The organism is Dactylosporangium sp. CS-047395 (assembly GCF_050942185.1).
Taxonomy (GTDB): Bacteria; Actinomycetota; Actinomycetes; order Mycobacteriales; family Micromonosporaceae; genus Dactylosporangium.
The window spans coordinates 1,644,415-1,668,808 of the sequence record NZ_CP192015.1 but is presented as its reverse complement, the minus strand read 5'-3'; the positions used below and the strand labels follow the sequence as shown (position 1 = coordinate 1,668,808).

General features: G+C 71.9%; 23 protein-coding genes. 7 read left to right on the top strand and 16 right to left on the bottom strand.

The window, feature by feature from the left end; translation table 11 throughout:
• Positions 1-69: 69 nt before the first annotated feature.
• Positions 70-1,299 (bottom strand): aspartate--tRNA(Asn) ligase, encoded by a 1,230-nt coding sequence (aspS, locus tag ACQP00_RS07690; RefSeq protein WP_433216373.1) that lies wholly within the window; start codon positions 1,297-1,299, stop codon positions 70-72.
• A 250-nt stretch (positions 1,300-1,549) separates the two neighbouring features.
• On the opposite strand from aspS, the gene ACQP00_RS07685 reads away from it, so the two are divergent.
• Positions 1,550-2,524: a YihY/virulence factor BrkB family protein gene (locus ACQP00_RS07685; RefSeq protein ID WP_433216370.1), complete on the top strand. Its 975-nt coding sequence runs from the start codon at positions 1,550-1,552 to the stop codon at positions 2,522-2,524.
• Here the strand turns inward: ACQP00_RS07685 and ACQP00_RS07680 are convergent.
• Both ACQP00_RS07680 and ACQP00_RS07675 read right to left on the bottom strand, forming a co-directional pair.
• Positions 2,508-3,212, bottom strand: a complete 705-nt coding sequence (locus ACQP00_RS07680; protein ID WP_433216367.1) for a DUF2786 domain-containing protein — start codon at positions 3,210-3,212, stop codon at positions 2,508-2,510. The two genes, ACQP00_RS07685 and ACQP00_RS07680, sit on opposite strands and share 17 nt — an antisense overlap.
• Positions 3,213-3,215: 3 nt before the next feature.
• A complete protein-coding gene (locus ACQP00_RS07675; RefSeq protein ID WP_433223754.1) occupies positions 3,216-4,820 on the bottom strand; it encodes a Rieske 2Fe-2S domain-containing protein in 1,605 nt (534 codons plus the stop codon).
• A 134-nt stretch (positions 4,821-4,954) separates the two neighbouring features.
• On the opposite strand from ACQP00_RS07675, the gene ACQP00_RS07670 reads away from it, so the two are divergent.
• The gene (locus tag ACQP00_RS07670) at positions 4,955-5,173 is read left to right on the top strand and encodes a DUF2631 domain-containing protein (protein WP_433216364.1); all 219 of its coding nucleotides are present in this window, start codon (positions 4,955-4,957) and stop codon (positions 5,171-5,173) included.
• A gap of 223 nt (positions 5,174-5,396) precedes the next feature.
• Here ACQP00_RS07670 and ACQP00_RS07665 read toward each other — a convergent pair whose 3' ends face one another.
• From ACQP00_RS07665 to ACQP00_RS07630, 8 genes are all read right to left on the bottom strand, one after another.
• Positions 5,397-6,722: a DivIVA domain-containing protein gene (locus ACQP00_RS07665; protein WP_433216361.1), complete on the bottom strand. Its 1,326-nt coding sequence runs from the start codon at positions 6,720-6,722 to the stop codon at positions 5,397-5,399.
• Entirely contained in the window at positions 6,719-7,909 is a 1,191-nt protein-coding gene (rlmN, locus tag ACQP00_RS07660) for a 23S rRNA (adenine(2503)-C(2))-methyltransferase RlmN (RefSeq protein WP_433216358.1), read from the bottom strand. The genes ACQP00_RS07665 and rlmN overlap by 4 nt, the downstream gene beginning before the upstream one ends.
• A gap of 124 nt (positions 7,910-8,033) precedes the next feature.
• Positions 8,034-9,338 carry a phosphatidate cytidylyltransferase gene (locus tag ACQP00_RS07655; RefSeq protein WP_433216355.1) on the bottom strand — a complete coding sequence of 435 codons (1,305 nt, stop codon included), beginning with the start codon at positions 9,336-9,338 and terminating at the stop codon, positions 8,034-8,036.
• Entirely contained in the window at positions 9,338-9,895 is a 558-nt protein-coding gene (gene frr / locus ACQP00_RS07650) for a ribosome recycling factor (protein ID WP_433216352.1), read from the bottom strand. The genes ACQP00_RS07655 and frr overlap by 1 nt, the downstream gene beginning before the upstream one ends.
• Positions 9,892-10,683 carry a UMP kinase gene (pyrH, locus tag ACQP00_RS07645; RefSeq protein ID WP_433216349.1) on the bottom strand — a complete coding sequence of 264 codons (792 nt, stop codon included), beginning with the start codon at positions 10,681-10,683 and terminating at the stop codon, positions 9,892-9,894. Before pyrH ends, frr begins: the two co-directional genes overlap by 4 nt.
• 88 nt (positions 10,684-10,771) lie before the next feature.
• Positions 10,772-11,599 carry a translation elongation factor Ts gene (tsf, locus tag ACQP00_RS07640; protein ID WP_433216346.1) on the bottom strand — a complete coding sequence of 276 codons (828 nt, stop codon included), beginning with the start codon at positions 11,597-11,599 and terminating at the stop codon, positions 10,772-10,774.
• A gap of 21 nt (positions 11,600-11,620) precedes the next feature.
• The gene (gene rpsB / locus ACQP00_RS07635; RefSeq protein WP_433223752.1) at positions 11,621-12,469 is read right to left on the bottom strand and encodes a 30S ribosomal protein S2; all 849 of its coding nucleotides are present in this window, start codon (positions 12,467-12,469) and stop codon (positions 11,621-11,623) included.
• Between the two features lie 313 nt (positions 12,470-12,782).
• Complete coding sequence (locus tag ACQP00_RS07630) at positions 12,783-13,880, bottom strand: hypothetical protein (RefSeq protein WP_433216343.1); 1,098 nt, start codon at positions 13,878-13,880, stop codon at positions 12,783-12,785.
• A 669-nt stretch (positions 13,881-14,549) separates the two neighbouring features.
• Between ACQP00_RS07630 and ACQP00_RS07625 the strand changes: the two genes are divergently transcribed.
• Positions 14,550-15,692 (top strand): pyridoxal phosphate-dependent aminotransferase, encoded by a 1,143-nt coding sequence (locus ACQP00_RS07625; protein ID WP_433223750.1) that lies wholly within the window; start codon positions 14,550-14,552, stop codon positions 15,690-15,692.
• Positions 15,693-16,003: 311 nt separating this feature from the next.
• Here the strand turns inward: ACQP00_RS07625 and dprA are convergent, their stop codons facing one another.
• From dprA to ACQP00_RS07605, 4 genes are all read right to left on the bottom strand, one after another.
• Positions 16,004-17,209 carry a DNA-processing protein DprA gene (dprA, locus tag ACQP00_RS07620; RefSeq protein ID WP_433216340.1) on the bottom strand — a complete coding sequence of 402 codons (1,206 nt, stop codon included), beginning with the start codon at positions 17,207-17,209 and terminating at the stop codon, positions 16,004-16,006.
• Positions 17,206-18,720: a YifB family Mg chelatase-like AAA ATPase gene (locus tag ACQP00_RS07615; protein ID WP_433216337.1), complete on the bottom strand. Its 1,515-nt coding sequence runs from the start codon at positions 18,718-18,720 to the stop codon at positions 17,206-17,208. The genes dprA and ACQP00_RS07615 overlap by 4 nt, the downstream gene beginning before the upstream one ends.
• Positions 18,720-19,073: a YraN family protein gene (locus tag ACQP00_RS07610; protein ID WP_433216334.1), complete on the bottom strand. Its 354-nt coding sequence runs from the start codon at positions 19,071-19,073 to the stop codon at positions 18,720-18,722. Before ACQP00_RS07610 ends, ACQP00_RS07615 begins: the two co-directional genes overlap by 1 nt.
• Positions 19,074-19,222: 149 nt before the next feature.
• Positions 19,223-20,146, bottom strand: coding sequence for a bifunctional helix-turn-helix transcriptional regulator/GNAT family N-acetyltransferase (locus ACQP00_RS07605; protein WP_433216331.1), 924 nt, complete (start codon positions 20,144-20,146; stop codon positions 19,223-19,225).
• Positions 20,147-20,250: 104 nt separating this feature from the next.
• Here ACQP00_RS07605 and ACQP00_RS07600 point away from each other — a divergent pair, with 104 nt between their 5' ends.
• The 4 genes from ACQP00_RS07600 to ACQP00_RS07585 all read left to right on the top strand — a co-directional run bounded on the left by ACQP00_RS07600 (position 20,251) and on the right by ACQP00_RS07585 (position 23,674).
• Positions 20,251-20,529: an ACT domain-containing protein gene (locus ACQP00_RS07600; RefSeq protein WP_433216328.1), complete on the top strand. Its 279-nt coding sequence runs from the start codon at positions 20,251-20,253 to the stop codon at positions 20,527-20,529.
• Positions 20,526-20,888: a hypothetical protein gene (locus ACQP00_RS07595; RefSeq protein WP_433216325.1), complete on the top strand. Its 363-nt coding sequence runs from the start codon at positions 20,526-20,528 to the stop codon at positions 20,886-20,888. The genes ACQP00_RS07600 and ACQP00_RS07595 overlap by 4 nt, the downstream gene beginning before the upstream one ends.
• Positions 20,889-21,151: 263 nt before the next feature.
• Positions 21,152-22,063, top strand: a complete 912-nt coding sequence (locus tag ACQP00_RS07590; RefSeq protein ID WP_433216322.1) for a tyrosine recombinase XerC — start codon at positions 21,152-21,154, stop codon at positions 22,061-22,063.
• Between the two features lie 447 nt (positions 22,064-22,510).
• Complete coding sequence (locus tag ACQP00_RS07585) at positions 22,511-23,674, top strand: aminotransferase class V-fold PLP-dependent enzyme (RefSeq protein WP_433216319.1); 1,164 nt, start codon at positions 22,511-22,513, stop codon at positions 23,672-23,674.
• A gap of 25 nt (positions 23,675-23,699) precedes the next feature.
• Here ACQP00_RS07585 and ACQP00_RS07580 read toward each other — a convergent pair whose 3' ends face one another.
• On the bottom strand, positions 23,700-24,296 hold the full coding sequence (locus tag ACQP00_RS07580) for a M23 family metallopeptidase (RefSeq protein ID WP_433216316.1): 597 nt from the start codon (positions 24,294-24,296) through the stop codon (positions 23,700-23,702).
• Positions 24,297-24,394: the final 98 nt, after the last annotated feature.

Genomic DNA, 24,394 nt, shown 5'->3' with positions numbered 1-24,394 from the left:
CAGATGCCGTCCCCGTTCGTACGCATGTTTTAATTATAGATCATCATTAAGTTCCCGACAACCGAATTACTACGGGGTGAGCCGGTGCAGATCGCGCGGGAACAGCGTCGTCTCCCGCACGTTGCCGGCCCCGCTGAGCCGCGCGAGGAAGCGCTCCAGGCCGATCGCGAACCCGCCGTGCGGCGGCATCCCGTGCTTGAACGCGGCCAGGTAGCCCTCCAGCGCCGCCGCCTCGTCGCCCAGCACGGCCAGGTAGTCGGCGTAGCGGTGCCGCCGCTGCCCGCCGGTGACCAGCTCCAGGCCCCGGAACAGCAGGTCGAAGGAGTTTGACCAGCGCGGGTCGGACGGCTGCGGGTGGGTGTAGAACGGGCGCTTGGTCATCGGGTAGCCCTCGACGTACACGAAATCCGATCCGTGCTTCTCGAGTGCCCACGCACCCAGCGCGCGCTCGTGCTCGGGCGCGAGGTCGGGCTCGTGCGGGTCGGCCCCGGCGATCTCGAGCGCCTCGGTGAAGTGCAGGACCGGAATTTCCGGCGGCATCTGTACCGCACCGAGCCCGGCCGCCTCGACCATCGCGCGCACGACGCGGGTCAGGACCGCCATCACGTCCCGATGGTCGCGCACGAACCCGAGCTCGGCGTCGAGCGACGTGTACTGCGCGAGATGCCGCGACGTGTCGTGCGGCTCGGCCCGGAAGACCGGCCCGACCTCGTAGACGCGCTCGAACACCCCGACCATCGTCTGCTTGTAGAACTGCGGCGACTGCGCGAGGTAGGCGCGGCGGCCGAAGTAGTCGAGCGGAAACACGTTCGCGCCGCTCTCGGTCGCGCCCCCGACGATCTTCGGGGTGAAGATCTCGGTGAACCCGAGCCCGTCGAGGGTGGCCCGGAACGCGCCGACGGCCGCCGCCCCCGCGCGGAACACCGCCCGCCGCCCGGGATGGCGCAGGCTGACCGCGGCGTGGTCGAGCAGCGCGGGGAGCCCGGCGTCGAGCTCGGGCCGGAACAGCTCCACCGGCGGCGCCTCGGCCTCACTGAGCACCTCGAGCGCCCCGTACGCGACCTCGTGGCCGCCCGGCGCGACCTCGTTGGCCACGACGGTGCCCGTGACCTCGACCACGGACTCCTCGGGCGGCACGGGCACGCCGGCGGGCACCACGACCTGGGCCAGGCCCGCGCGGTCGCGCACGATCAGGAACGTGACCCGGGCGAGGACGCGGCGGCGATGGACCCAGCCGGCGATCCGGACGGATTCCCCGATGTGCTCGTGGAGTTCGGCGGACATCACGCGGTACGACATGCGACACCTCCTGGAAAGGGACACTCCCCGGAGGCGTGGGCGATGGGGCCGGTCGCGGTGCCACCACACCTTCGCCGCGGCGGGTCTGCCGCGGCCTCTGGCCCGTTGACGCCGGACCGCACGGCGGCACGTTCATCGGCGTTCGTCAGGCGCCCGTCCCGCACTTCCGATCATCGGCCCTCCCACGCGCGGGCGCGACCGGGTTTCCCGTCCGGGTTTTCCATTCGCACACATCGGGAACGCGGTCGGCGTGAGCAGCACGAGGCAGGTGCCCGAGACCAGCAGCATGTCGCGGGACGAGTTGTCCGCCGACGACGCGTGGCAGGCGCTGCGCCACCACGGCGGCTGGACGCTGGTGCGCGAGGCGTTCCTGCGCTTCCGGTACGGCGACGGCTTCAGCCACTCCCGCGCGCTCGGGCTGCAGCTGTGCCTGGCCATCGTGCCGTTCCTGATCGCGCTGGCCGGGCTGGCCGGCAAGCTCGGCGTCGAGGAGGGCGGCGACGTGGTGGCCGACACCGTCCTGGCGCTCACCCCCGGCGCGAGCGAGCAGGTGGTGCACGACCTGCTCACGCCGGGCGACTCCGAGGAGGCGGGCGAGCTCGCGCTGCTGCTCGGGCTGGTCACCGGGATGCTGGCGCTGACCACCACGATGGCCCAGATCGAGCGCGGCGCCAACCGGATCTACGGCGTCGAGCGGGACCGGCCGGCGCTGCTGAAGTACGCGCGGGCGGCGATCCTGGCCGCGGTGGCCGGCGTCCCCGCGCTGGCCGGGTTCCTGATGCTGGTCGGCGGGGACGCGCTCGGCGAGTCGCTGCGGGTGCGCTACCCGGCGTTCGGCGCGCCGTTCGCGACCGTCTGGGCGGTGGCGCGCTGGCCGGCCAGCGTCCTGCTCGTCGTCACCGCCGTCGCGGCGATCTTCCGGTTCGCGCCGCGGCGCCGCCAGCCGGCCTTCTCCTGGCTGCTGTTCGGCGCCGCGCTGTCCACGGCCCTGTGGTGGGGCATCAGCGCCCTGCTGGCCCTCTACGTCCAGGGCAGCGGCGCGTTCGGCGCCACGTACGGCTCGCTGACCGGGATCATGGCGCTGCTGCTGTGGGCGAACGCGACCGGCGTCGTGCTGTTCCTCGGCATCGCCTTCGGCGCCCAGCTCGAGGCCTACCGGGTCGGCGTGCCCGGCCCGATCGTGCCCGACCGGTGGGCCCCGCCGGGGGTCAAGACCGAGCGGTGACCTCGGCCTTCGTGGTCGTGCCGACGCGTACCGCCCCCAGGTCCGCCCGCTGCCCGGCCGCGCTGCCCGCCTCGAAGCCGCCGCCGCTGAGCCGCCGGCGGCGACCGGCGCGCACGTTCGGGTACTCCGCCTCCACCGCGAGATCCACCGCCCGCTCGCGGTCGGCCAGCACCAGCGCGGTGCCGGGCGCGGCGGGCTCCTCGGCCTGGGCCGCCGCGGCGGCGAAGCGCTGCTGGACGGCCGAGCCGAAGCCGATCAGCCACGAGCGGCGCCAGGCGGCCGCCTGCTGCCCGTCCGGGACCGCCTCGCGCAGCATCCCCCGCGCGGCCTGCACCAGCAGCGACGCGAACAGCAGCTCCACCCCGGCCACGTCGGACTCGAAGCCGAACAGGTGCACCGAGACGCGCAGGCCGTCCGCGGTACGCCGCTCGAGCCGGATCGACCGGCACCGCAGCGCGGCCGCCACGACGTGCAGCAGGTACGCCTTCTCGCGCAGGTACGGCGCGGCCAGCTCGACCAGCCGGTTGCCGACGGCCTGGTGGCGCTCCTCGCGGGCGTCGAGCAGGGCCTGGTCGATGCCGTACTTCGCGATCAGCGCCGCGGCCTTGGCGGTCAGCGCCTCGGCCTCCTGCGGCGTGCAGGCCGGGTCCTCGGCCTTGGCCAGCAGCTTGCGAACCTTGTCGAGCAACCTCTACTCGCCCGCGGCCTGGGCGGTGGCGACCGTGTCCGTGGCGGTGTCCGTGGCGACCGCACCGGGCGCCGGGGTGCCGGCCGGCCGCGAGCGCAGCTCGTGCCCGACGCTCGTCAGGCAGCGCCCGCTGGGCAGGTCGAACTTCCAGCCGTGCAGCTGGCAGGTCAGGGTCTTGCCGTCGACGATGCCGAAGCGGGTGAGATCGGCCTTGAGGTGCGGGCACCGCCGCTGCACGATCCAGTCGCCCAGCTTGATGTCCTCGGCGTCGGGCTTCTGCTCGGCGAACCAGCCCTCGGCGTACTGCAGCCGCTCCTCCGAGAGGCACTTGAAGAACGAGTAGACGAACTCGTTGTACTGCCCGATGCGCGCGGCGGAGAACCGGCAGGACAGGAAGAGCGAGTTCACCCAGTCAACCTCCTCGATGAACAGGAGGTGCTCGATCAGCGCGCGCTCGGTCCGGAAGCGGTACCGCACCTTCTCGTCGGCGTACGCGCGCACCTGCTTGCCGGGGAAGTCCACCACGATCGACTCGACCGACTCGCCGTCGTAGCCCACCAGGTCGAAGCGCACCGGGCCGCCGACGCCCTTCGCGAGGTACACGGACTCGTCCAGCAGCGGCTCGATGCGCTCCTGCATGCCCTTGAGCACGTCGATCTCGGGGTGCCGCCAGGTCGCCTTGGCCGCGTCGATCATCGGCCGCTTGCGGGTGCGCATCTCCTCGAGGTGCTCCCGCTTGTGCGCGAAGAAGTCCGCGACGTCGGTCGGGTGCGTGGTGGTCGCGGAGTCGGCGGTGAGCTCCATCACCGAGCCGGGCAGCAGGACGGTCGAGTTGGTGCCGCCGGCCTTCGCGTACTCCTGCTGGAAGACCCACTGGTCCGGGAAGATGTTGCCCTCGTCGCCGAAGATGTCGTTGAACTGCCACAGCTCGTCGTCGAGGAAGCAGGGCGGGCCGGCGATCGGCACGACGTTGGAGGCCTTGAGGTCGTCGATGTAGCGGAACGTCCGGTCGAACTGCCGGTCCCGCTTCTGCTTGCCGAACGCGCGCTTGGCCGCCTCGGGCAGTTCGTAGACCATCGGATACCAGATGGCGCCCGAGAACTGCAGCAGGTGCGCGTGCACGTGGCCGAGCGCGTTGAACGTCGTCAGATCGGTGGGACGGGCGTCGTTCTGATTCAGGACCCGGATGCCGTCGTACTCCACCCACAGCGAGCTGTCGCCGATGGGCCCGTCGGTCGGCGAGGTCAGGGCCTGAATCATGATCTTCAGGCCGCCGTCGAGCTCGTGCACCTGCTCCGACTTGGTCTCCAGGAACCGCGTGAAGCCCAGCGCCTCGAACTCGTCGCGCATCTCGCTGGTCGGAAACTCGGGCAGCAGGACGGTCGCCTTCTTCGACACGAACCGCTTGAGGTGCTCGGCGTCGAAGTGGTCGCGGTGCAGGTGCGAGACGTAGAGGTAGTCGCAGTCGCCGAGGGTCTCCCAGTCGAGCAGCGAGTTGTCCGGGAACGGGAACCACGAGGCGAAGTAGGCGGGATTGACCCACGGGTCGCACAGAATGCTTCCGGCCGGCGTGTCGATGCGCAGGCTGGCGTGGCCGGTCCCGGTGATCCGCACCGCTTTTCCTCCTCGATCGGTACCGCAGATTGCGCGCTCGACGCTACCCGACCGACCCGCAACCGTCCTGGCCGGTGCCGCATGCCAGACTTTCCCGGAAGCCTGTCGCATGCCCGAAAGGACGAGCCGTGTCCGAGCACGAGCCAGTGACCGCACCAGACCAGCTCAAGCCGGGTCACCCGCGCGCGGCCCGCATCGGCGCGGCCGTGTCGGCCCTGATCCTGCTGACCATGATCATCGGCAACCACCACGGCCGCATCGAGGACATCTTCCTCATCGTCGGCGCCGGCCTGCTGGTGCTCGCCATCGTCGGCGACTGGGTGCTGCGCCGCAACGGCCTGCGCTGACGGCCGTCCTTCGGGCGGACGATATGTCGGGCGCTGGCGCGCCACGACATATCGGACTTATACCCCGACGGCGGATACGCCACGGCTGAGCGCTTTGTCGGTTTTTCGTCACGCTGCGTGATCGTCAGACAATGACGAGCAGCTGTCATGTTTCGAACTGTGCACAAACGAAAGGGCGCGCCCGGCTCCGGCCGGACGCGCCCTCTCGACGTTCTGCTTCGGGTCAGCGACGCCGCGTGACGATGTCGCGAACCTCCTTGAGGGCCGCGTCGACCTCGGCCTCGAAGTACCCGCCGGGCACGAGGTTGAAGTGCGACGGGTCGAGGTCGCCGTCGTTCAGCGGGCCGCCGCGGCCGGTCAGCGAGGCCATGACGCCCTCGAAGAGCCGGTCGACCTGGGCCCGGTCGTAGCCGCTGCCGAACCGGCGCAGCTGGAACGTGCGCCGCAGCTGGTCGATGCGGGCCACCTCGGTGGACTGGTGCTGCTGGGCCGGCGGCGGGCCGCCGTACGGGTCGCCCTGGGGCCCGCCGTACGGGTCGCGGTCCGGCGGCGCGCCGTAGGGGTCGCGCTCGGGCGGGGCGCCGTACGGGTCGCGGTCCGGCCCGGGAGCGCCGCCGTAGGCCGGGGGCTCGGGCCGGTCCATGCGGATCTCGGCCGTCATGTCGGCCCGCGGCGCGCGGGGGCCCTGGTCGTAGCCGCGGTCGTCGTCGAAGGCGCCGCCGTAGGTGGGCTCGTCGTAGCGGCCGCCGTAACCGGGTCCGCCACCGGGTCCACCGGGCGGCGGGCCGGCCGGGGCCTGGCCGGGACGGGTCGGCAGCGGCGCGCCGGGCGGCGGGGGCGCGGGCCGCTCCATCGTGCGGTCCACCGGCCGGTCCATGCCCATCGTCCGGTCGACGGGGCGGTCCATGCCCATGGTGCGATCGACCGGGCGGTCCATCCCCATCGTACGGTCGACCGGCCGATCCATCGGCTGACGATCCATCGGCGGGCCCATCCGGTCCATGCCGGGCGGTCCCATGCGGTCGGGTCCGGGCGGTCCCATGCGGTCCGGCCCGGGGCCCATGCGGTCGGCGCCGGGCGGCGGCCCCATCCGGTCCGCGCCCGGGGGCGGGCCCATCCGGTCGGGCGGGGGCGTCATGCCCGTCATGCCGACCCGGTCGGGCATGCGCTGCGGTTCCATCCGGTCCGGCATGCGCTGCTGGTCCATGCGGTCGGGCATGCGCTGCGGCTCCATGCGCTCGGGAGCCATCCGCAGCTCGCCGCTGCGGGAGTCCAGGGCCCGGCCGAAGCCGCCGCCGCTTCCGCTGCCGCGCTCCTCCAGCTCGGCCAGCTGCCGCTCCACGCGGTCGAGGTGCAGGTCGACCTGCCATTCGTCGTAGCCGCCGAAGCGGACGCGGAAGACCACGTCGTGGACCTCCTGCGCGCTGACGGGAGCGCCCATGGAGTCTCCGGAGAGGGTTGCCTCCACCCGGTCGAGGAACGAGTCGACCTCGTCGACCTTGTATCCCCGCCGCATCGCACGGCGCCGGAACCGCTGACCCTGACTCACTGTGTCTCCTCGTTCGCTCGCCGTGCTAGCAAGCCGTCCTCACGCTCTCCCACCTTGCCACCTCCGGAGGCCGCAAGCTGCCCGCAGGCTCCGTCAATCTCCCGACCCCGGGTGTCACGCACCGTAGTGGGCACCCCGGCAGCCCGGAGGCGCCGGACGAACTCCCGCTCGACCGGCTTGGGGCTCGCGTCCCATTGACTCCCCGGTGTCGGATTGAGCGGGATGAGATTGACATGTGCGAGACGGCCGGACAAGAGCCGACCGAGCAGATCCGCCCGCCACGGATGGTCGTTCACATCCCGGATCATTGCGTACTCAATGGACACGCGCCGACCGGTGCGAGCCGCATACTCGAACGCGGCATCAAGCACTTCGGCGACCTTCCAACGTTGGTTGACCGGTACGAGCGTGTCGCGCAGATCATCATCGGGCGCGTGCAGCGACAGCGCAAGCGTCACCGACAGCCCCTCCTGCGTCAACCGGCGCATGGCGGGCACCAGCCCGACGGTCGACACGGTGATGTGCCGCTGGGAGAGCCCGAGGCCCTCCGGCGCGGGCTCGGTCAGCCGCCGTACCGCCGCGATGACCCGGTTGTAGTTGGCCAGCGGCTCGCCCATGCCCATGAACACCACGCGCGAGAGCCGGTCCGGGCAGCCGGGCAGCGCACCGCGCGCGGCCAGCCCGGCGAACCACACGACCTGGTCGACGATCTCGGCGGTGGACAGGTTGCGGGTCAGCCCGGCCTGGCCGGTGGCGCAGAACGGGCAGGCCATGCCGCAGCCGGCCTGGCTGGAGATGCAGACGGTCACGCGGTCGGGGTAGCCCATCAGCACGCTCTCCACGAGCGAGCCGTCGTGCAGCCGCCAGAGCGTCTTGCGGGTGGTGCCGTTGTCGGTGGCGAGCTCGCTCACGGGCGAGAGCAGCTTCGGCAGCAGCGTGCCGGTGATCGCCTCCCGCGTCCGCGCGGGCAGGTCGGTCATCTCCTGCGGCTCGCGCACCAGGCGGCCGAAGTAGTGCGTGGAGATCTGCTGCGCGCGGAAGCCGGGCTCACCGAGCTCGGTGACGGCGGCGCGCCGGCCCGCGAGATCGAGATCCGCGAGGTGGCGCGGGGGCAGGGAGGCACGGCGGCCGCCGGGGGTGGTGCCGGCCGCGGTGGAGGACAGGTTCAGTACGGGCAGCTGCGTCATGACTCATCCAGTGTCCCATGCCCGGCCTCATGATCTGTAAGACCGCTGACCAGCACGGCTGGGCGACGTTTTCCCTGGTCCTCATCGACTCAGGGGGACTGTATATATCCGCTCCGGCGGAGGCTCAGCGGCTCCACGGGACCAGGAACGCCAGTACGGCGTAGGCGGTGGGGAGGGCCAGCAGGACCGAGTCGAGGCGGTCCATGAGGCCGCCGTGGCCGGGCAGCAGGTTGCTCATGTCCTTGACGCCGAGGTCCCGCTTGATCAGCGACTCCCCCAGGTCGCCCAGCACCGAGGCGATCGACACCGCGACGCCGAAGATCGCGCCGTGCCACCAGATCGCGTCGTCGAGCAGCAGCGGCAGGGCGACCGCGCTCCCGGCACCGGTCCAGAAGATCGAGCCGGCGAACCCCTCCCAGGACTTCGCGGGGCTGACCGAGGGCGCCATGGGGTGCTTGCCGAGAAAGACACCCGTCGCGTACCCCCCGGTGTCCGACAACACCACGGCGAGAATCGTCACCAGGACCCGCACGGCTCCGTCGTGGGCCGGATAGGCGAGGAGGGCGGCGAAGGAGCCGAGGAACGGGACGTACACGGCGATGAGGGCACCGGCGGTGACGTCGCGCTGGTAGTGCGGGACGCCGTCGGCGAAGCGCCAGACGAAGACCAGCAGCAGGGTGGCGACCAGGCCCAGGGGCAGCCGCTCGGCCCCGCCGAACCACGCCAGGCAGACCATGAGCGGGGCGCCGAGCAGCAGCGGCACCAGCGGCGGGCGGGCCTTCTGGACGCTGACGGCGCGGACCATCTCCCAGACGCCGATGGTGACGGCGGCGATCACCAGGAAGAGGAAGAGCGTCTTCCAGACGAAGAGCGAGACGACGACGAGGCCGCCGAGGCCGGCCCCTACGCCGATGGCGGCGGGCAGGTTGCGGCCCGCGCGGCTCTTGCGCTTCTCCGGCTCGGGGGTGGCGTTCCCGGCTTCTGTGGCGCTCCGGAGCTCGCCGGAGTCGGTGCCGGTGGACGTCGCGGTGCCGTTGGGCATGACGTCGGGCATGACGTTGGGCATGACGTTGGGCGGCTCGGTGGCATGAGTCGCCGCCGTGCCGTTGGGCGTCGCGGCGACGTCGTTCGAGTCGGTGCCGGTGGACGCGGCGGTGCCGTTCGGAGGCGCGGTGTCGTTCGGGTCGGGGCCGGTGGACGGGGCGCTGCCGTTCGGGGACGCCGCATTGTCGCCGTGGTCCAGTTGGACGTTACGGCGGACGGGGGTACCCGTGGAGGGAGGAGCGGTGGGCAGTGGGAGCGGTGGGGGTACAAAATCCGGCTCTTCTGCTTTTTGCTCTTCTGCAAAGGACTCGGGCGCGGCATGCTCTTGCCGCGCCCGTGTCTTCGACGGGTCGGGGCCCTGCTGAGCCCGCTTGAGGTGGGCCATCAGACCTCGAGTAGCTCGGCTTCCTTGTGCTTGAGCAGCTCGTCGACCTGCGCGACGTACTTGTGCGTCAGGTCCTCGAGCTCCTTCTCCGCGCGGCGCACCTCGTCCTCGCCGGCCTCGCCGTCCTTGACGATGCGGTCGAGCTCCTCCTTGGCCTTGCGGCGCACGTTGCGGATCGCCACGCGCGAGTCCTCGGCCTTGTTGCGCGCCACCTTGATCATGTCGCGGCGGCGCTCCTCCGTCATCTGCGGCAGGAGGATGCGGATCTGGGTGCCCTCGTTGTTGGGGTTCACGCCCAGGTCCGAGTCGCGGATCGCCTTCTCCATCGCGCCGATCTGGGACGCGTCGTACGGCTTGATGATCGCCATGCGCGGCTCGGGGATCGCGATCGAGGACATCTGCGGCAGCGGGGTCGGGGTGCCGTAGTAGTCGACCATCACCTTGCCGAACATCGCCGGAGTGGCGCGGCCGGTACGGATGACCGCGAACTCCTCCTTGGCGTGCTCGATGGCACGCTCCATCTTCTCTTCGGCCTCGAAGAGCGTCTCTTCGATCACGGGGTCTGTCCTCCTCGATCCGGGGCGGGTTCGGCGGTGATGAGCGTCCCGATCCTCTCACCACTCAACGCGCGAGCGACGTTGTCCTCCCCCTCCGCGCCGAAGACGAGCATCGGCAGCGCGTTCTCCTGGCAGAGGCTGAACGCCGTCTGGTCCACCACCCGCAGCCCCTGCAGCAGCGCCTCGGCGAACGTGAGGCTTTCCAGCTTGCGGGCGGTCGGATCGGTGCGCGGGTCGGCGGTGTACACGCCGTCGACGCCGTTCTTGCTCATGAGCACCGTGTGCGCGTGGATCTCCAGCGCGCGCTGGGCGGCGACGGTGTCGGTGGAGAAGTACGGCAGGCCGGCGCCGGCGCCGAAGATCACGACGCGGCCCTTCTCCAGGTGGCGGATCGCCCGCCGGGGGATGTAGGGCTCGGCGACCTGGGCCATCGTGATCGCGCTCTGCACGCGCGTCTCGATGCCCTCCTTCTCCACGAAGTCCTGCAGCGCGAGGCTGTTCATGACCGTGCCGAGCATGCCCATGTAGTCCGCGCGCGAGCGGTCCATCCCGGCCCGGGAGAGCTCGGCGCCGCGGAAGAAGTTGCCGCCGCCCACGACGACGGCGACCTGCACGCCGCGGCGCACGACCGTGGCGATCTGGCGCGCCATGCCGCGCACCACGTTGGGGTCGACGCCGACGGCGCCGCCTCCGAACACCTCACCGGAGAGCTTCAGCACGACGCGCCGCACCCCGATCGGGGCGGGGGTCAGGGGCTGCCTGGCCGCTTCGACGGCGGTGTTCGTCATATGGGCACCCTTCTGTCCTCGTTGTGGAAAGGGGGTCACGGCCTCCATCCGGTGGACCGTGACCCCCTCACTGCTGTTGTACTGCCGGTCAGGCCTGGCCGACCTCGAAGCGTACGAACCGCGTCACTTCGATACCAGCCTCCGCCAGCACCTGCTTGACCGTCTTCTTGTTGTCGCCGACCGAGGGCTGCTCGATCAGGACGAAGTCCTTGAAGAAGGCGTTGACCCGGCCCTCGATGATCTTCGGCAGGGCCTGCTCGGGCTTGCCCTCCTCGCGGGCGGTCTCCTCGGCGATACGCCGCTCGGAGTCGACCACGTCGGCGGGGACCTCGTCGCGGGTGAGGTACTTCGGCCGCATGGCGGCGATCTGCATCGCCACGCCGCGAGCGTCGGCCACGGCCGCCTCGTCGGTCTTGCCGTTGAACTCGACCGCCACGCCGACCTGCGGCGGGAGGTCCGGGCTCTTGCGGTGCATGTAGATCGCGACCGGCTCGTTGAGCACCGCGATGCGGTTGATCACGAGCTTCTCGCCGATGCGGGCCGACTCGGCCTGGATCAGGTCGGCGACCGTGCTGTCACCCAGCTTGGAGGCGAGCAGCGCGTCGACGTCGGCCGGCTTGGTCGCGTCGACGTGGGCCGCCAGCTTCTGGCCCAGCTCGACGAACGCGTCGTTCTTGGCCACGAAGTCGGTCTCGCAGTTGATCTCGACCAGGCCCGAGCCCGAGTGCGCGACGAGGCCGTTGGCGGTGGTGCGCCCGGCACGCTTGCCGACGTCCTTGGCACCCTTGATGCGCAGCAGCTCGACGGCCTTGTCGAAGTCGCCCTCGGCCTCCTCGAGCGCCTTCTTGCAGTCCATCATGCCGGAACCGGTCAGTTCGCGGAGCCGCTTGACGTCCGCGGCGGTGAAGTTGGACATGACTCTCTCTCGCTCTGTGGGTTACGCCTGGTTGGTCTCGTCGGCGGCCGGAGCGGCCTGAGCCGCCGGAGCGGCGGCTGCGGGAGCCTCGCCGGCCTTGGCACCGCCCTCGAGCAGCTCGCGCTCCCACTCGGCAAGCGGCTCGTCACCGGCCACGACGCCCGGCTCGGGCTTCTGGTCGGCACGGGTGGCGCGCCCGGAACGAGCGATCAGGCCGTCGGCCACCGCGTCGGCGACCACGCGGGTCAGCAGCGCCGCGGAGCGGATGGCGTCGTCGTTGCCGGGGATCGGGAAGTCGACCTCGTCGGGGTCGCAGTTCGTGTCGAGCACGGCGATCACCGGGATGCCCAGCTTGCGGGCCTCGTCGACCGCGATGTGCTCCTTCTTGGTGTCGATGACCCAGATCGCCGACGGGAGCTTCTGCATGTCGCGCAGACCGCCCAGGGTCCGGCTCAGCTTGGTCTGCTCGCGGGACAGCTGCAGGGTCTCCTTCTTGGTGTACCCCTGCGCGGTGCCCGTGAGGTCCAGGCTCTCCAGCTCCTTCATCCGCTGAAGGCGCTTGTACACCGTCTGGAAGTTGGTCAGCATGCCGCCGAGCCAGCGGTGGTTGACGTACGGCTGGCCGACGCGCGTCGCCTGCTCGGCGATCGCCTCCTGGGCCTGCTTCTTGGTGCCGACGAACAGCACCGAGCCGCCCTCGGCCACGGTGTTGCGGATGTAGTCGTACGCCTTCTCGATGTAGTCGAGCGTCTGGCGCAGGTCGATGATGTAGATGCCGTTGCGCTCGGTGAAGATGAAGCGCTTCATCTTCGGGTTCCAGCGGCGGGTCTGGTGCCCGAAGTGGACGCCACTCTCGAGCAGCTGGCGCATGGTCACGGCCATGTTCTTGGTGAACCCTCCTGGTTGTCCCACGGCGGACCGGGTGGCCTGCCGTGCCTGGCGCCCGGTCGTCGGCCGTCTCACCCGTCGCACGCGCGGTGGTGCACCGTGCGTTCTCTTGGGACCAGGGCGGCCGCCGCCCTGTGGTAGCTGACCCGTCGCGGGAATACATCCGGCGGGCTAGGGAGGGCGCGCGAGGTCGACCGCACGGTGTGCGGTCGCCGGGGCAAAGTGTACGCGCCGGGGCCGGGCTTCTACGAATCCCCCCACTGGCGTGTAGTTCGCCCGGTTTTGTCCGTCTCCGTTAGGCGGCCATTCCCGCCGCCATGAACAGCAGCACGGCGACCGGCAGATAGCAGAGCGGGGCCCGCAGCCACGGCCGGATGCCCGGGGCGGCGGCGGCTGCTCCACCGATCAGGCCGTACAGGCCGAGGGAGAACATGGGCAGCGCCGGAATCATGAAGATCCCGGCGAGGGTGCCGCCCGCGGGGACCTGATCGGCGGTCATGGCGTCGATGAACAGCCGCAGGACCGGGATCTCGAACAGCACGGTGATCACCACGAGGGCGACGGCGAGGCCGGGGCGCTTGCTGCGGTACACCGCGCCACCCGGATCCCCTCCGTACTGCTGGGGCTGCGGCTGCTGCGGCGCCGGCACGGCGGCGGTCAGGGCGGTGGGGGCGGCGAAGGCGCTGGTGCCTTGAGGTGCGCCGGAGCCGGGCATGGCCGACACGGGGGCGGCCTGCGGGATCGAGCCCAGCGGGCCGCTGCTCGACGGGGTGATCGTCGGCAGGCCCTGGATCGGGGAACCGGAGGTGGTCAGGCCGGGGATCTGGGCTCCGGCCAGGCCGTTGGGGGCCGCGTTCGGTGCCGCGCCGCCGGAGACGGGGCGCTGGAGGGCGCCGCGGTCGATCGCCTCGGAGCGGCGGGCGCGGCTGGCGTACTCGCCGGAGTACTCGCCGGAGTCGCCGCCCGCGCGGCTGGGCAGGGCGGACGGGGGGAACTGGCCGCTGGGGGTGTCGCCGTACGTCAGCGGGTCGGCGCCGTAGGTGCGGCTCGCTCCGGCCGATCCGGGCTGTCCGCCGGGGCCGCCGCTTGCGCCGCGCGGCTCCGGGGCTCGGTAGCCGGGGTCGTCGTACTCGCGCTCGTCGGCGTACCTCGTGGGGGTGTAGCCGCGGTCGGCTTCGCCGTATTGGCGGTCGGCTTCGCCGTAGCCGCGGTCACGGTCCGCTTCGCCGTAGGCGCGGTCGTCGTCGCCGTACCCGCGATCGGCGTCGTCGCGGCGGCGCCCTCGATCGCTGGTGGCGCGGTCGTCGTACCCGCGATCGTCGTATCCACGGCCGTCCGGGTACCAGCGGGAATCCGCATCCGGGTCCGGGGGGAAGTTCCGGCGTCCATCCACGGTGCGTCACGGTAGGCCCTCCACATGATCCTCGCCACCCGGCGAAGGGGCTTGTAATCTGCGTCGCTCCCGGACGTCCACCGGCCTTTCCTTCGCGATCCGGGCATTTGGGACCGCGTGCGTTCCTCTTTCGGGGGCGTCCTGCTGCGCCTCGCCCTTTCGGCTGCCCTGGTTGGCGGGTTCCTGACAGCGCCGGGCGTGTGGTGCTGGGCGTGCCTCCTGGTGGCGCCAGCCTGGTGCTGAACGCGACTCCCGGCAGTGCTCATTTGTCGCCGGTCGTGGATTCCTGCTTGGGAACGCGGGCTTCCCCTCGGTGCTGCTCCTTTGCGGTGTGGGACCGCTGTCCGTGCGAGGCGGCAATAGCAGCTCCGGCGGCGTCTGCTCTCGCGCCTGTCCCTGCGCCCGTGCCTCCTGCACCTCGGACCGCCCCCGTGGCCAGGCGAGCGCCCTCCACCACCGCTTCAGGCCTGACGGCACGCGAGGTCGGCGCAGACTCCCATCGGCCCAGACCGCCCGCAGCGACCGGCCGCGCCCGATCCCGCCACCCCGGCCCCGGAGCCCGCACCCTCGCCTTCCACCGCACGCCCCGGCCCACACCGGCCCGACCGCCCCCCTCGGCCGCATACTCGGTGGGTGACTGACGCCCCGCGTAACCCGCTCATCGCCCGCATGCGCCCGTTCGGCACGACGATCTTCGCGGAGATGTCGGCGCTGGCCGTGCGCACCGGCTCCGTCAACCTCGGGCAGGGCTTCCCCGACACCGACGGCCCGGCCGCGATGCTCGACGCGGCGGCGGCGGCGATCCACGACGGGCGCAACCAGTACCCGCCGGGACCCGGCATCCCGGAGCTGCGCGCCGCGATCTCGGCTCACCAGCGGGCGTTCTGGGGCCTCGAGTACGACCCGGACGGCGAGATCCTGGTCACCGCCGGCGCCACCGAGGCCATCGCCGCGAGCATCCTCGCCCTGTGCGAACCCGGCGACGAGGTCGTCTGCTTCGAGCCCTACTACGACTCGTACGCGGCCTCGATCGCCCTCGCCGGCGCCGTCCGCCGCCCGGTCACCCTGCGCGCCGTCGACGGCCGCTACGCCTTCGACCCCGCCGAGCTGCGCGCCGCCTTCGGCCCGAAGACCCGCCTCGTGCTGCTCAACTCGCCGCACAACCCGACCGGCAAGGTCTTCACCGCCGCCGAGCTCGCCACGATCGCCGAGCTGTGCATCGAGCACGACGCCCTCGCCATCACCGACGAGGTCTACGAGCACCTGGTCTTCAGCGACGCGTCCGCCCCGCACGTCCCGCTCGCCGGCCTTCCCGGCATGCGCGACCGTACGGTCCAGATCTCCTCGGCCGGCAAGACCTTCTCCTGCACCGGTTGGAAGATCGGCTGGGTCTGCAGCACCCGCTCCCTGGTGTCGGCCGTGACGCGCGTGAAGCAGTTCCTCACGTACGTCAACGCCGGCCCCCTCCAGCCCGCGATCGCGGTCGCCCTGCAGTCGCCGCCGTCCTACTACCAGGAGTTCCGCGACGACCTGCAGCGCAAGCGCGACCGCCTGTGCAAGGGCCTGACCGAGGCCGGTTTCGCGGTACTGCAGCCCGAGGGCACCTACTTCGTCACCGCCGACATCACCCCGCTGGGCGGCACCGACGGCGTCGACTTCTGCCTGTCGCTGCCGGAGCGCTGCGGCGTCGTCGCCGTCCCGACCCAGGTCTTCTACGACAACGTCGAGGCCGGCCGGCGCCTGGTGCGGTTCGCGTTCTGCAAGCGAGACGAGGTCCTCGACGAGGCGGTGGCCCGCCTCCAGCGGCTCTGAACCATCCACCTCCTCGATGGCGCCGCGGCTCGGCCGCAGCGGCCCGGAACGGTTCACCGCTAGCCCGTCTCGCCCTGAGGTCGCCACGTCCTCGATGACGCCGCGGCTCGGCCGCAGCGGCTCTGCATCGTCCGCCGCTCCCTCGCCTCGCCCTGAAGTCGCCACGTCCTCGATGACGCCGCGGCTCCGCTGCGGCGGCCCGGAACGGTTCATCGCGCCCCACCGCCACCCACGACCCGACGGTGGCGGCCCCGACCCGTTCATCGCGACCCATCGCCAACCGTGGCCCGGCAGTTGCGGCTCCGGCTTGCTCACCGCTCCCCCTCCTCGCCGATCGCAGCCCGGGGCACGTTGCTGAGCCGGTACCCGTCCGGCGCCGACACCACGAACCCGAGCTCCTCCAGCAGCGGCAGATTCCGCCGCGCGTCGCGCCCGCTCACCCCCGCCGTGGCGGCGATCTGCTCCGCCGTGGACGCCCGCCGCGGCCGCACCGCGTCGAGAATGCGCGCCTGCAACGGATCGAGGTTGTCCTCGGGCCGCCCCACTCCATGGATCGGCGTGGCCAGGTCCCCGACGCTGCCGATCTCCTCGACGATCTCCTCCACCCGCGTCACCAGCACCGTGCCCGGCTGCCGCAGCTCGATGTGGCACCCGACCGACATCGGCGAGTTGATCGGCCCCGGCACGACCATCACCGAGCGTTGCAGCAGCCTGGCGTACCCGAGCGTGCTCCGCGCCCCGCTGCGTGACCCGGCCTCGACCATCACCGTGCCCTTCGTCGCCGCGGCGATGACCCGATTGCGGGTCAGGAACCGCGTCTTGTGCGGCTGGGTGCCCGGCGGCCACTCGGTCAGCAGCAGCCCCTCGGCCCCGATCTGCTCGAACACCGCCGCATTCGCCGCCGGGTACGCCTTGTCGATCCCGCATGCCAGCACCGCGACCGTCGCCCCTCCCCCGGCCAACGCGCCCCGATGCGCCGCGACGTCCACCCCGAGCGCCCCGCCCGACACGACGGTCCACCCGCACTCCGCGAGCCCGTACGCGAACTCCGAGGCGACGAACCCGCCGTACCCGGAGACCGCCCGCGCCCCGACCACGGCCACGGCCCGCTCCAGCGTCTCGCCGAGCCGCAGCGGCCCCCGCAACCAGATGCACATCGGCGGATCGGTGTCCCGCCGCAGAATGTTCCCGGGACGACTGGCCAGAACCAGATCGTCGAGCGCCGCCGGCCACTCCTCATCCGCCGCGGTGACGATCCGCGCCCCGAGCCGCTCCGCGAGCTCGCCCATCCGCCCGGCAACCGTGCCGGCCACGTCGCCGTCGCCGTCCACGCCCGCTTTCTGCATCCTCGCCTGTACCGCACCAGCCAGCCCAGCCGAGATCCCGTACCCGCCGACTACCCGGACCAGCGCCTCCTGCGCGCCCACGGACCGCACCAGCACGCCCAGCTCACGACAGCCAGGTTCGACGAGCATCCCGAGCGCCATACGCGCCGCCCGCTCCCCTCCATCGCTCACAGCACGCTCCTCGAACGCAGCTCAAGCGCCTCACGCACATCGGCGGCGTCTGGCCGCTCCCGCCCGTCGAGATCCGCGATCGTCCACGCCACGCGCATCGAGCGTTCGAATCCTCGGGCCGAGATCCGGCCGCGATCGAGTTCGATGGTCAGCGGATGGAGCACCGGCCTCGGGAGCCGGTACCTCTTGTCCCGCAACACCGAGGCCGGGACGTCGCCGTTCGTCTTCGCGTGAGGTCCCCAGCGATCCGACGCGATCTCTCTGGCTCCCAGCACCCGCTTCGCGATGATCGCGGAGGGCTCGACGTGCTCGGTGGTGAGCAACGCGGTGGATCGAACCGGGTCGAGGTCGACCTGCAGGTCCACGCGATCCATCAGCGGACCCGACAGCCGGGACTGATACCGCCGGCGGACTATCGACGGGCACTGACATGCCGGGCGGCCACCGGGTTTCGCGCACGGACACGGGTTGGCGGCCATGACCAACTGGGTTCGGGCCGGGTAGGCGGTCTCGCCGTACGTTCGCCGGAGCCTGACCTCCCCGTCCTCCAGAGGCTGCCGCAGGGCGTCCAGCACGCCGGAGGAGAACTCGGCACATTCGTCGAGGAAGAGCACACCGTTGTGGGCGAGGCTCACCGCGCCGGGCTTGGCGAGGCCGGACCCGCCCCCGACCAGCGCTGCGACCGACGCCGTGTGATGTGGGGCCTGCAACGGTGCCCGGCGGATCAGCGCCGCACCCGGTGCGAGCGTGCCGGCGATCGAGTGCAGCGCCGTGACCTCGATCGCCTCCTGGTCGTCGAGGGGCGGCAGCACTCCGGGCAGGCGGGCGGCAAGCATGGTCTTGCCGGTGCCGGGCGGCCCGAACATCGCGACGTGGTGCCGTCCCGCGGCGGCGAGCTCGATGACGCGGCGGCCGCGTTCCTGGCCGAGCACGTCAGCGAGGTCGAGCGGGGCGGCTTCGTCCGGTGGCGGCTGCGCGGCCGGGTCGAGCAGCGACTCCTGCCCGTGCAGGTACCCGATGAGCCGGCCGAGACTGTCGGTGCCCAGGACCTCGATGTCGGGTACCAGGCGGGCCTCGGTGACGTTGGCCAGCGGTACCAGGGCCATGGCCTTGCCGGCCCGGCTCGCCGCGAGGACCGCCGGCAGCACCCCGCGCACCGGCCGAACCGTGCCGTCCAGGCCCAGCTCGCCGAGGACGACGGCTTCGTTGAGACGGGCCACGGGCAGATCGGAGCTGGCCGCGAGGATGGCGAGGGCGACCGCCGTGTCGAAGCCGGAGCCGTGCTTGCGGACATGGGCGGGCAGCAGGTTGACGATGATGCGTTCCAGCGGCCACTTGCCACCGGAATTGGTCACGGCCGACCGCACCCGGTCCCGAGCCTCGCTCAGCGCCGCGTCGGGCAGCCCGGAGACGACGAAGTTGGGAAGTCCGAAACTCACGTCCGCCTCGACGACGATGACCTCGCCGGCCACGCCGTGCAGGGCGACGGAGTAGACCTGGGCGTAGCCCATCAGAACGCCCCGCGCAGGTGCTGCAGCGCCACCGACCGGCCGATGAGCACGCTGATCACGTCGAATCGGATACGTTCGCAGCGCTCGTCGTGCTCGGCCAGCCACATCCGGGCGAGCGAGCGGATCCGGCGGACCTTGGCGGGCACGAGAGCCTCGACCGGCTGGCCGTAGCGGACGCTGCTGCGGGTCTTGACCTCGACGAACACCAGGTCGCCGCCGTCGCGGGCGACGACATCGAGTTCACCCGCCCGGCTGCGCCAGTTGCGGTCGAGCAGTACGAGGCCCTGTGACACGAGGTACCGGCAGGCCACGCGTTCGCCGAGGCCGCCGACGAGCTGGTTGCGGTTCGTCATGCGGCGACTCTGGCCGATTCGGGCGATCAACGTCGGGCGATGACGGCCAACCTGTGGACAACGGGGTGCTTGTGGATAACTTCGGACACGTCATGTGATGTTGGTATGGGGCGCAGGTCAGGTGGCTTGGGGCCATTCCCGAGCGCGGCTCAGAAAATTTTCCGCCAGTGCTGGTGTACGAGATCATGGCCGTACGCCGGGGCCCGCTCCTCGTGATCCAGCTCGAACCCGGCGCGCTGGTACAGCCGGCGGGCCGCGCCGAGGATGTCGTGCGTGAACAGGACCATCTCCCGGTAGCCGGCGCTGCGGGCGAAGCGCACGCACTCGTCGACCAGGCGGGCGCCGACGCCGAGGCCGCGGGCCTTCGGCTCGACGAGCAGCAGCCGGAGCTTCGCGGTCTTCCCCTCGGCGCGGACGCAGAAGATCGAGCCGACGGGCTCGCCGTCGACCTCGGCGATCCAGCCGCGGTCCCAGCGCGGGTCGTGCGACTCGGCGTAGTCCGCGACGATGCGCGCGACCATCGCCTCGAACTCGTCGTTCCAGCCGTACTCCGCGGTGTAGAGCGCACCGTGGCGCTGGACGACCCAGCCGAGGTCACCCGGTCCCGGCGGGCGCAGGACGACCGTGGGCGCGGAGGCGGTGCCGCCGCCGAGGATCGTCTCGATGGCGTCCATGGCACCGATCAGCCGGCGGCGGTCCGTCTCCGGCACCGCGCCCAGCAGCGCCGCCGCCTGCGCGTCCGAGCGCTGGTCGAGTTCGGCCTGGGCGGTACGCCCGGCGTCGGTGAGCCGGATGCGCTGCTTGCGGGCGTCCGCGTCCGAGCGTTCCCGCACGACGAGCCCTTCGCTCTCGAACTTGCCGAGGATGCGGCTCAGGTACCCGGCGTCCATGTCGAGCCCCTGCCGCAGGTCGGCCACGTCCAGCACCCGCGCGGGCGCGGCGGCGAGCTCGTACAGCACGCGCGCCTCGGCGAGCGAGTACGGCGAGTCGAGCAGGCCGGCCCGCAGCACGCCGATCAGATTTGTGTAGAAGCGATTGAACTGCCGGAACGCGGCGACCGGCTCGATAGTCATAGTTGACATCGTCATGCGATTCGTTGACTTTGTCAACGAACCAAGAAAGCGGAGCGACGTGGCGTTGTAACGGACGGGAAACGCTGCGTCGTCAGGCTTGCCCCATGTCGCTACGTCGCGTGATCGTCGAACTTCCCGACCGGCCCGGCTCCCTCGGCCAGGTGACCACACTGCTCGGCCGCCTCGGGGTCGACATCCGCCAGATGCGCGTCCTCGACCGCGACGGCGCCGTGGCGACGGACGAGTTCGTGGTCAGCGTGCCTGGCCCCGTGATCGACCGGACCCTGCCGGAACTGCTCGAAGAAATTCAGGGCGTACGGGTCCGATCGGTCGCGGCAACCGATAGCGATAGCGGGATATCGGGCGCTATCGTGGCGGTATGACTGCTCCGGTCGACAAGCTCGTGGAGCTGCTCGAGACGCTCCCGGCCACGACGCGCCAAGAGATCACCGCCTGGCTGCTCGGACGCACCGTGCCCGTCGACCGCAGCGCGCTGTTCGCCACCGCGGCGCTGCGCGGGCGCAACCTCATCGGCCCGCCGGACCTCGGCCAGGAGACGGCCTCGCACGGGGCCCTCGGCGGCTCACTACCGCCCGGCGAGGAGAGCCAGCTGGTCACGTTCCGCCTGCCGGCTGAGCGTCACGCGGAACTGCGCACCTGGTGCACCGAGCACGGCTTCACGATGGCGGCCGTGGTGCGCGGTCTGATCGAGCGGTTCCTCGAAGAGCAGCAGCGGCGTTGACCTCCCACCAGCCGGAGGCGGGCGGCGCGCCCGACCGGCTCCGCGACATCGTGGCGGCGGGGCGCCCGAGCGCCGAGCCCGGCCGCGAAGCAAGCCGCGGCGCCGATCGCGGAGAGCCGCGTGAGCGTGGCGCGGACGCGACGAGGGCCGGCACAGGTGCAGGGCCCTCCGGAGCAGGCACACGATCCGGAGCAGCTGCACGGTCCGGGCAAAGTCGCGGCGGACGTGGCCGGGGCAACGCGCCCGCGCCCGGAACCGCCGAGATGCACGAGCGCCTGCCGCCGGCCATGCGCGACGCCGTGGACGACTTCGCCCGGTACCTCGCCGCGGAGCGCAACCGTTCGGCCCACACGGTGCGCGCGTACGTCGGCGACGTGGTGTCCCTCCTCGACCACGCCGCGACCGGCGGCACGGACACCCCCGCCGGCGTGACGCTCGCCGAGCTGCGCGGCTGGCTCGCGCGGCGGCGCGCGGCCGGCGACGCCCGGACGAGCCTGGCCCGCCACGCGGCCGCCGCGCGGACGTTCACCGCCTGGGCGAAGCGCGAAGGACTCCTCGAAACCGACCCGGGCCAGCGCCTGGCCAGCCCGAAGGCGCACCGCGACCTGCCGGCGGTGCTGCGCGCCGACCAGGCGGAGACGCTGGTGACCCAGCCCGCGGGCCGCGCGGACGCGCTCGGGCTGCGGGACCGGCTGGTGCTGGAGCTGTTGTACGGCACGGGAATCCGCGTCAGCGAGCTGTGCGGCCTCGACCTCGGCGACGTCGACCGGATGCGGCGCGTCGTGCGCGTCGTCGGCAAGGGCGACAAGGAGCGTGCGGTGCCGTACGGCCTGCCCGCCGACGACGCGCTGACCGCCTGGCTCCGCCATGGCCGGCCGGCCCTGGAGACGCCCCAGAGCGGCCAGGCGTTGCTGCTCGGCGCGCGCGGGGGCCGGCTGCAGGCGGGGGCGGCGCGACGGGTCGTGGACGCGTACGCGCGGGCGGCCGGGCTGCCGCACACGTCGCCGCACGACCTGCGGCACTCCGCGGCCACGCACCTGCTGGAGGGCGGCGCCGACCTGCGATCCGTCCAGGAGCTGCTCGGGCACGCCTCGCTGTCCAGCACGCAGATCTACACCCACGTGTCGATCGAGCGGCTGCGCAAGGCATACGAGCAGGCGCACCCGCGCGCCTAGCAGCGCCGCTCGCCGCGAGCCCCGCTCCTGCCCGTTCATCGCGTGAGGCACGCTGCCAGTGCCGCTGACGAGGGCAGTTCAACCACGACGGTGATCTCACCGGCCACGAGTCGTGGCCAAGGCACCGCGTGCGGCCAGGATCAAATCATTGCTCTTCCCTCCCTTAGAGATAAAAGCTTGTGGCTCTTCGCTTTTGACCCTTCGGGCTCGCGCTGCAAGGGACCGTCGGCGGCCAGGCCCGGCCTCAGCGGGGACCACGGATCCGCCCGTAACTGTTCCGAACCTTGCCGTCCAAGCGGGCCATGATCTTTTGACCACCCACGGCGCCACGGTCGGGTGCGGGTCGTGGCGTCGTGCGGATCCGTCAGCGTGTCGAGGGGGATGAGGCGGGGTGGGTGCCCGGCAACCAGGAGCGCCACCCCGCCCGAGGGCCCTAAGATCGTGGATGTGTCCGCTCCCGAGCCCATTCCCGGCGCTCGTCTGCTGTTCTCGCATGACGCGGCCGTCGCGCACCTGAACCACGGGGCGTTCGGGATGGTGCCGGCCGCGGTCCAGCGGGCCCAGCAGCGGGTACGCGAGGAGATGGAAGCCAACCCGCACCGGTTCTTCGCCGTCGGGCTCGAGGAGCGCATCGCGCACGTGCGGCGGCACCTCGCCGGGTTCGTGGGAGCCGATCCCGAGGGTACGGCGCTCGTCGAGAACGCTTCGACGGGCACGTCGATCGTGCTCGGGAGCCTCGATCTGAGCGCCGAGGACGAGATCGTGACGACCGACCACGGGTACGGTGCCGTCGACCTCGCCGTGGCCGCCACCTGCCGGCGCACGGGAGCGGTGCATCGGGTCGCGCGGGTGCCGCTCGAAGCGGACGACGCCGCGGTGACCGCGGCGGTCCTCGACGCGACCACGTCCCGGACCCGGCTGGTGATCGTCGATCACATCACCGCCGCGACCGCGCGTGTGTTCCCGGTGCGGCGCATCGTCGTGGCGGTGCGCGAGCGCTGGGGCGGCCGCGCGGCGGTGCACGTCGACGCCGCGCACGTGCCCGGCATTCTCGACCCGCGGGTGGGCGAGCTCGGGGCCGACTTCTGGGTCGGCAACCTGCACAAGTGGGCGTTCGCGCCGCGGGGCACGGCGCTGCTGGCCGTCGCGCCCGCGCGCCGGGAGCGAATCCGGCCGCTGGTCCTGTCGTGGTCGACCGAGGCCGGCTTCCCCGCGAGCCTGGAGTGGCTCGGATCGCATGACTACACGCCCTGGCTGGCCGCGCCGACCGGGGTGTTCGTGCTGCGCTCGCTGGGCATCGAGGCGGTGCGGCGGCACAACACGGCGCTGGCCGAGTACGGGCAGCGCGTCGTCGCCGAGGCGATCGGCGCCGAGGTCCCGTCCGCGACCGGACTGCCGATGACGCTGATCCCGCTGGGCGCGGGCGTGGCGGACGATCCGTCGGCGGCGGCGGCACTGCGCCGGCGGATCTCGGACGAGCTGTCGGCCGAGGTGGGCATGGCGGCGTGGCGCGGGCGTGGTTACCTGCGACTGTCGGCCCAGATCTACAACCGGCCCGAGGACTACCAGCGGCTGGCGGCGGGTCTGCCGAAGCTGCTGGAACGGCCATAGCGCTGCAGCGGCGAAGAAGGGGCGTTCAGGCCATCGCGAACAGCCTCACCCGCGTGTGGCGCAGCAGTGACAGCGGATCGAGGTACACCTTGTCGTCGGTTCTCAGCCCCCAGTGCAGGCACGCCGGCGCCGGACAGCTCGGATGTCCGGGTCTCAGGGTGCCCAGGGGCGTTCCCGGCGCGACCGCCTGCCCGCGCACCACCGTCCAGGCGACCGGTTCGTAGGTCGTGCGCACCCCGCCCGGATGCTCCACGCTGACCACCGGCCGTCCGCCGACCATCCCGGCGAAGACGACGGTGCCCTCGCCTGCGCTGCGGACGGTCTGGCCGGGAACGCCCGCCAGATCAACGCCGCGGTGGCCGGCGGCATAGCGGTCCGACGGCGGCTCGAAGCCCCGCGTGACCGTCACCGGACCGTCCAGCGGGGCCTCGAACTGACCGGGGACCGGCGGGGCCTCAGCGGGGTTCTCAGGGGCCCCGAAACCGGCGGCCTGCGGTTCAGCGGCAGCGGCCGGCGGCGGGGTGGAGAAGACCGCCGAGGCGGCCGCGATGGCGGAGGAGGCGGCGGCGATGGCGGTAGCGGCAAGGACGAGAAGGCCGACGCGGGCCAGAGTCTTGAACATGGCGGCGAGATTGGCCCAGTCCGCCGCCTCGGGGCAATTGGCTATCGGCGGTATCCGACAAGGCGGTACAAAAGAACCCCGGCCCGCACGCGGAGTGT

Coding starts and splice junctions, on each gene's coding strand:
- aspS (WP_433216373.1), bottom strand. CDS start 1,299: ATGTCGTACCGCGTGATGTCCGCCGAACTCCACGAGCACATCGGGGAA.
- rlmN (WP_433216358.1), bottom strand. CDS start 7,909: ATGACGCAGCTGCCCGTACTGAACCTGTCCTCCACCGCGGCCGGCACC.
- ACQP00_RS07655 (WP_433216355.1), bottom strand. CDS start 9,338: ATGGCCCACCTCAAGCGGGCTCAGCAGGGCCCCGACCCGTCGAAGACA.
- pyrH (WP_433216349.1), bottom strand. CDS start 10,683: ATGACGAACACCGCCGTCGAAGCGGCCAGGCAGCCCCTGACCCCCGCC.
- tsf (WP_433216346.1), bottom strand. CDS start 11,599: ATGTCCAACTTCACCGCCGCGGACGTCAAGCGGCTCCGCGAACTGACC.
- rpsB (WP_433223752.1), bottom strand. CDS start 12,469: ATGCGCCAGCTGCTCGAGAGTGGCGTCCACTTCGGGCACCAGACCCGC.
- ACQP00_RS07625 (WP_433223750.1), top strand. CDS start 14,550: ATGCGCCCGTTCGGCACGACGATCTTCGCGGAGATGTCGGCGCTGGCC.
- ACQP00_RS07615 (WP_433216337.1), bottom strand. CDS start 18,720: ATGGGCTACGCCCAGGTCTACTCCGTCGCCCTGCACGGCGTGGCCGGC.
- ACQP00_RS07610 (WP_433216334.1), bottom strand. CDS start 19,073: ATGACGAACCGCAACCAGCTCGTCGGCGGCCTCGGCGAACGCGTGGCC.
- ACQP00_RS07605 (WP_433216331.1), bottom strand. CDS start 20,146: ATGACTATCGAGCCGGTCGCCGCGTTCCGGCAGTTCAATCGCTTCTAC.
- ACQP00_RS07600 (WP_433216328.1), top strand. CDS start 20,251: ATGTCGCTACGTCGCGTGATCGTCGAACTTCCCGACCGGCCCGGCTCC.
- ACQP00_RS07595 (WP_433216325.1), top strand. CDS start 20,526: ATGACTGCTCCGGTCGACAAGCTCGTGGAGCTGCTCGAGACGCTCCCG.
- ACQP00_RS07590 (WP_433216322.1), top strand. CDS start 21,152: ATGCACGAGCGCCTGCCGCCGGCCATGCGCGACGCCGTGGACGACTTC.
- ACQP00_RS07580 (WP_433216316.1), bottom strand. CDS start 24,296: ATGTTCAAGACTCTGGCCCGCGTCGGCCTTCTCGTCCTTGCCGCTACC.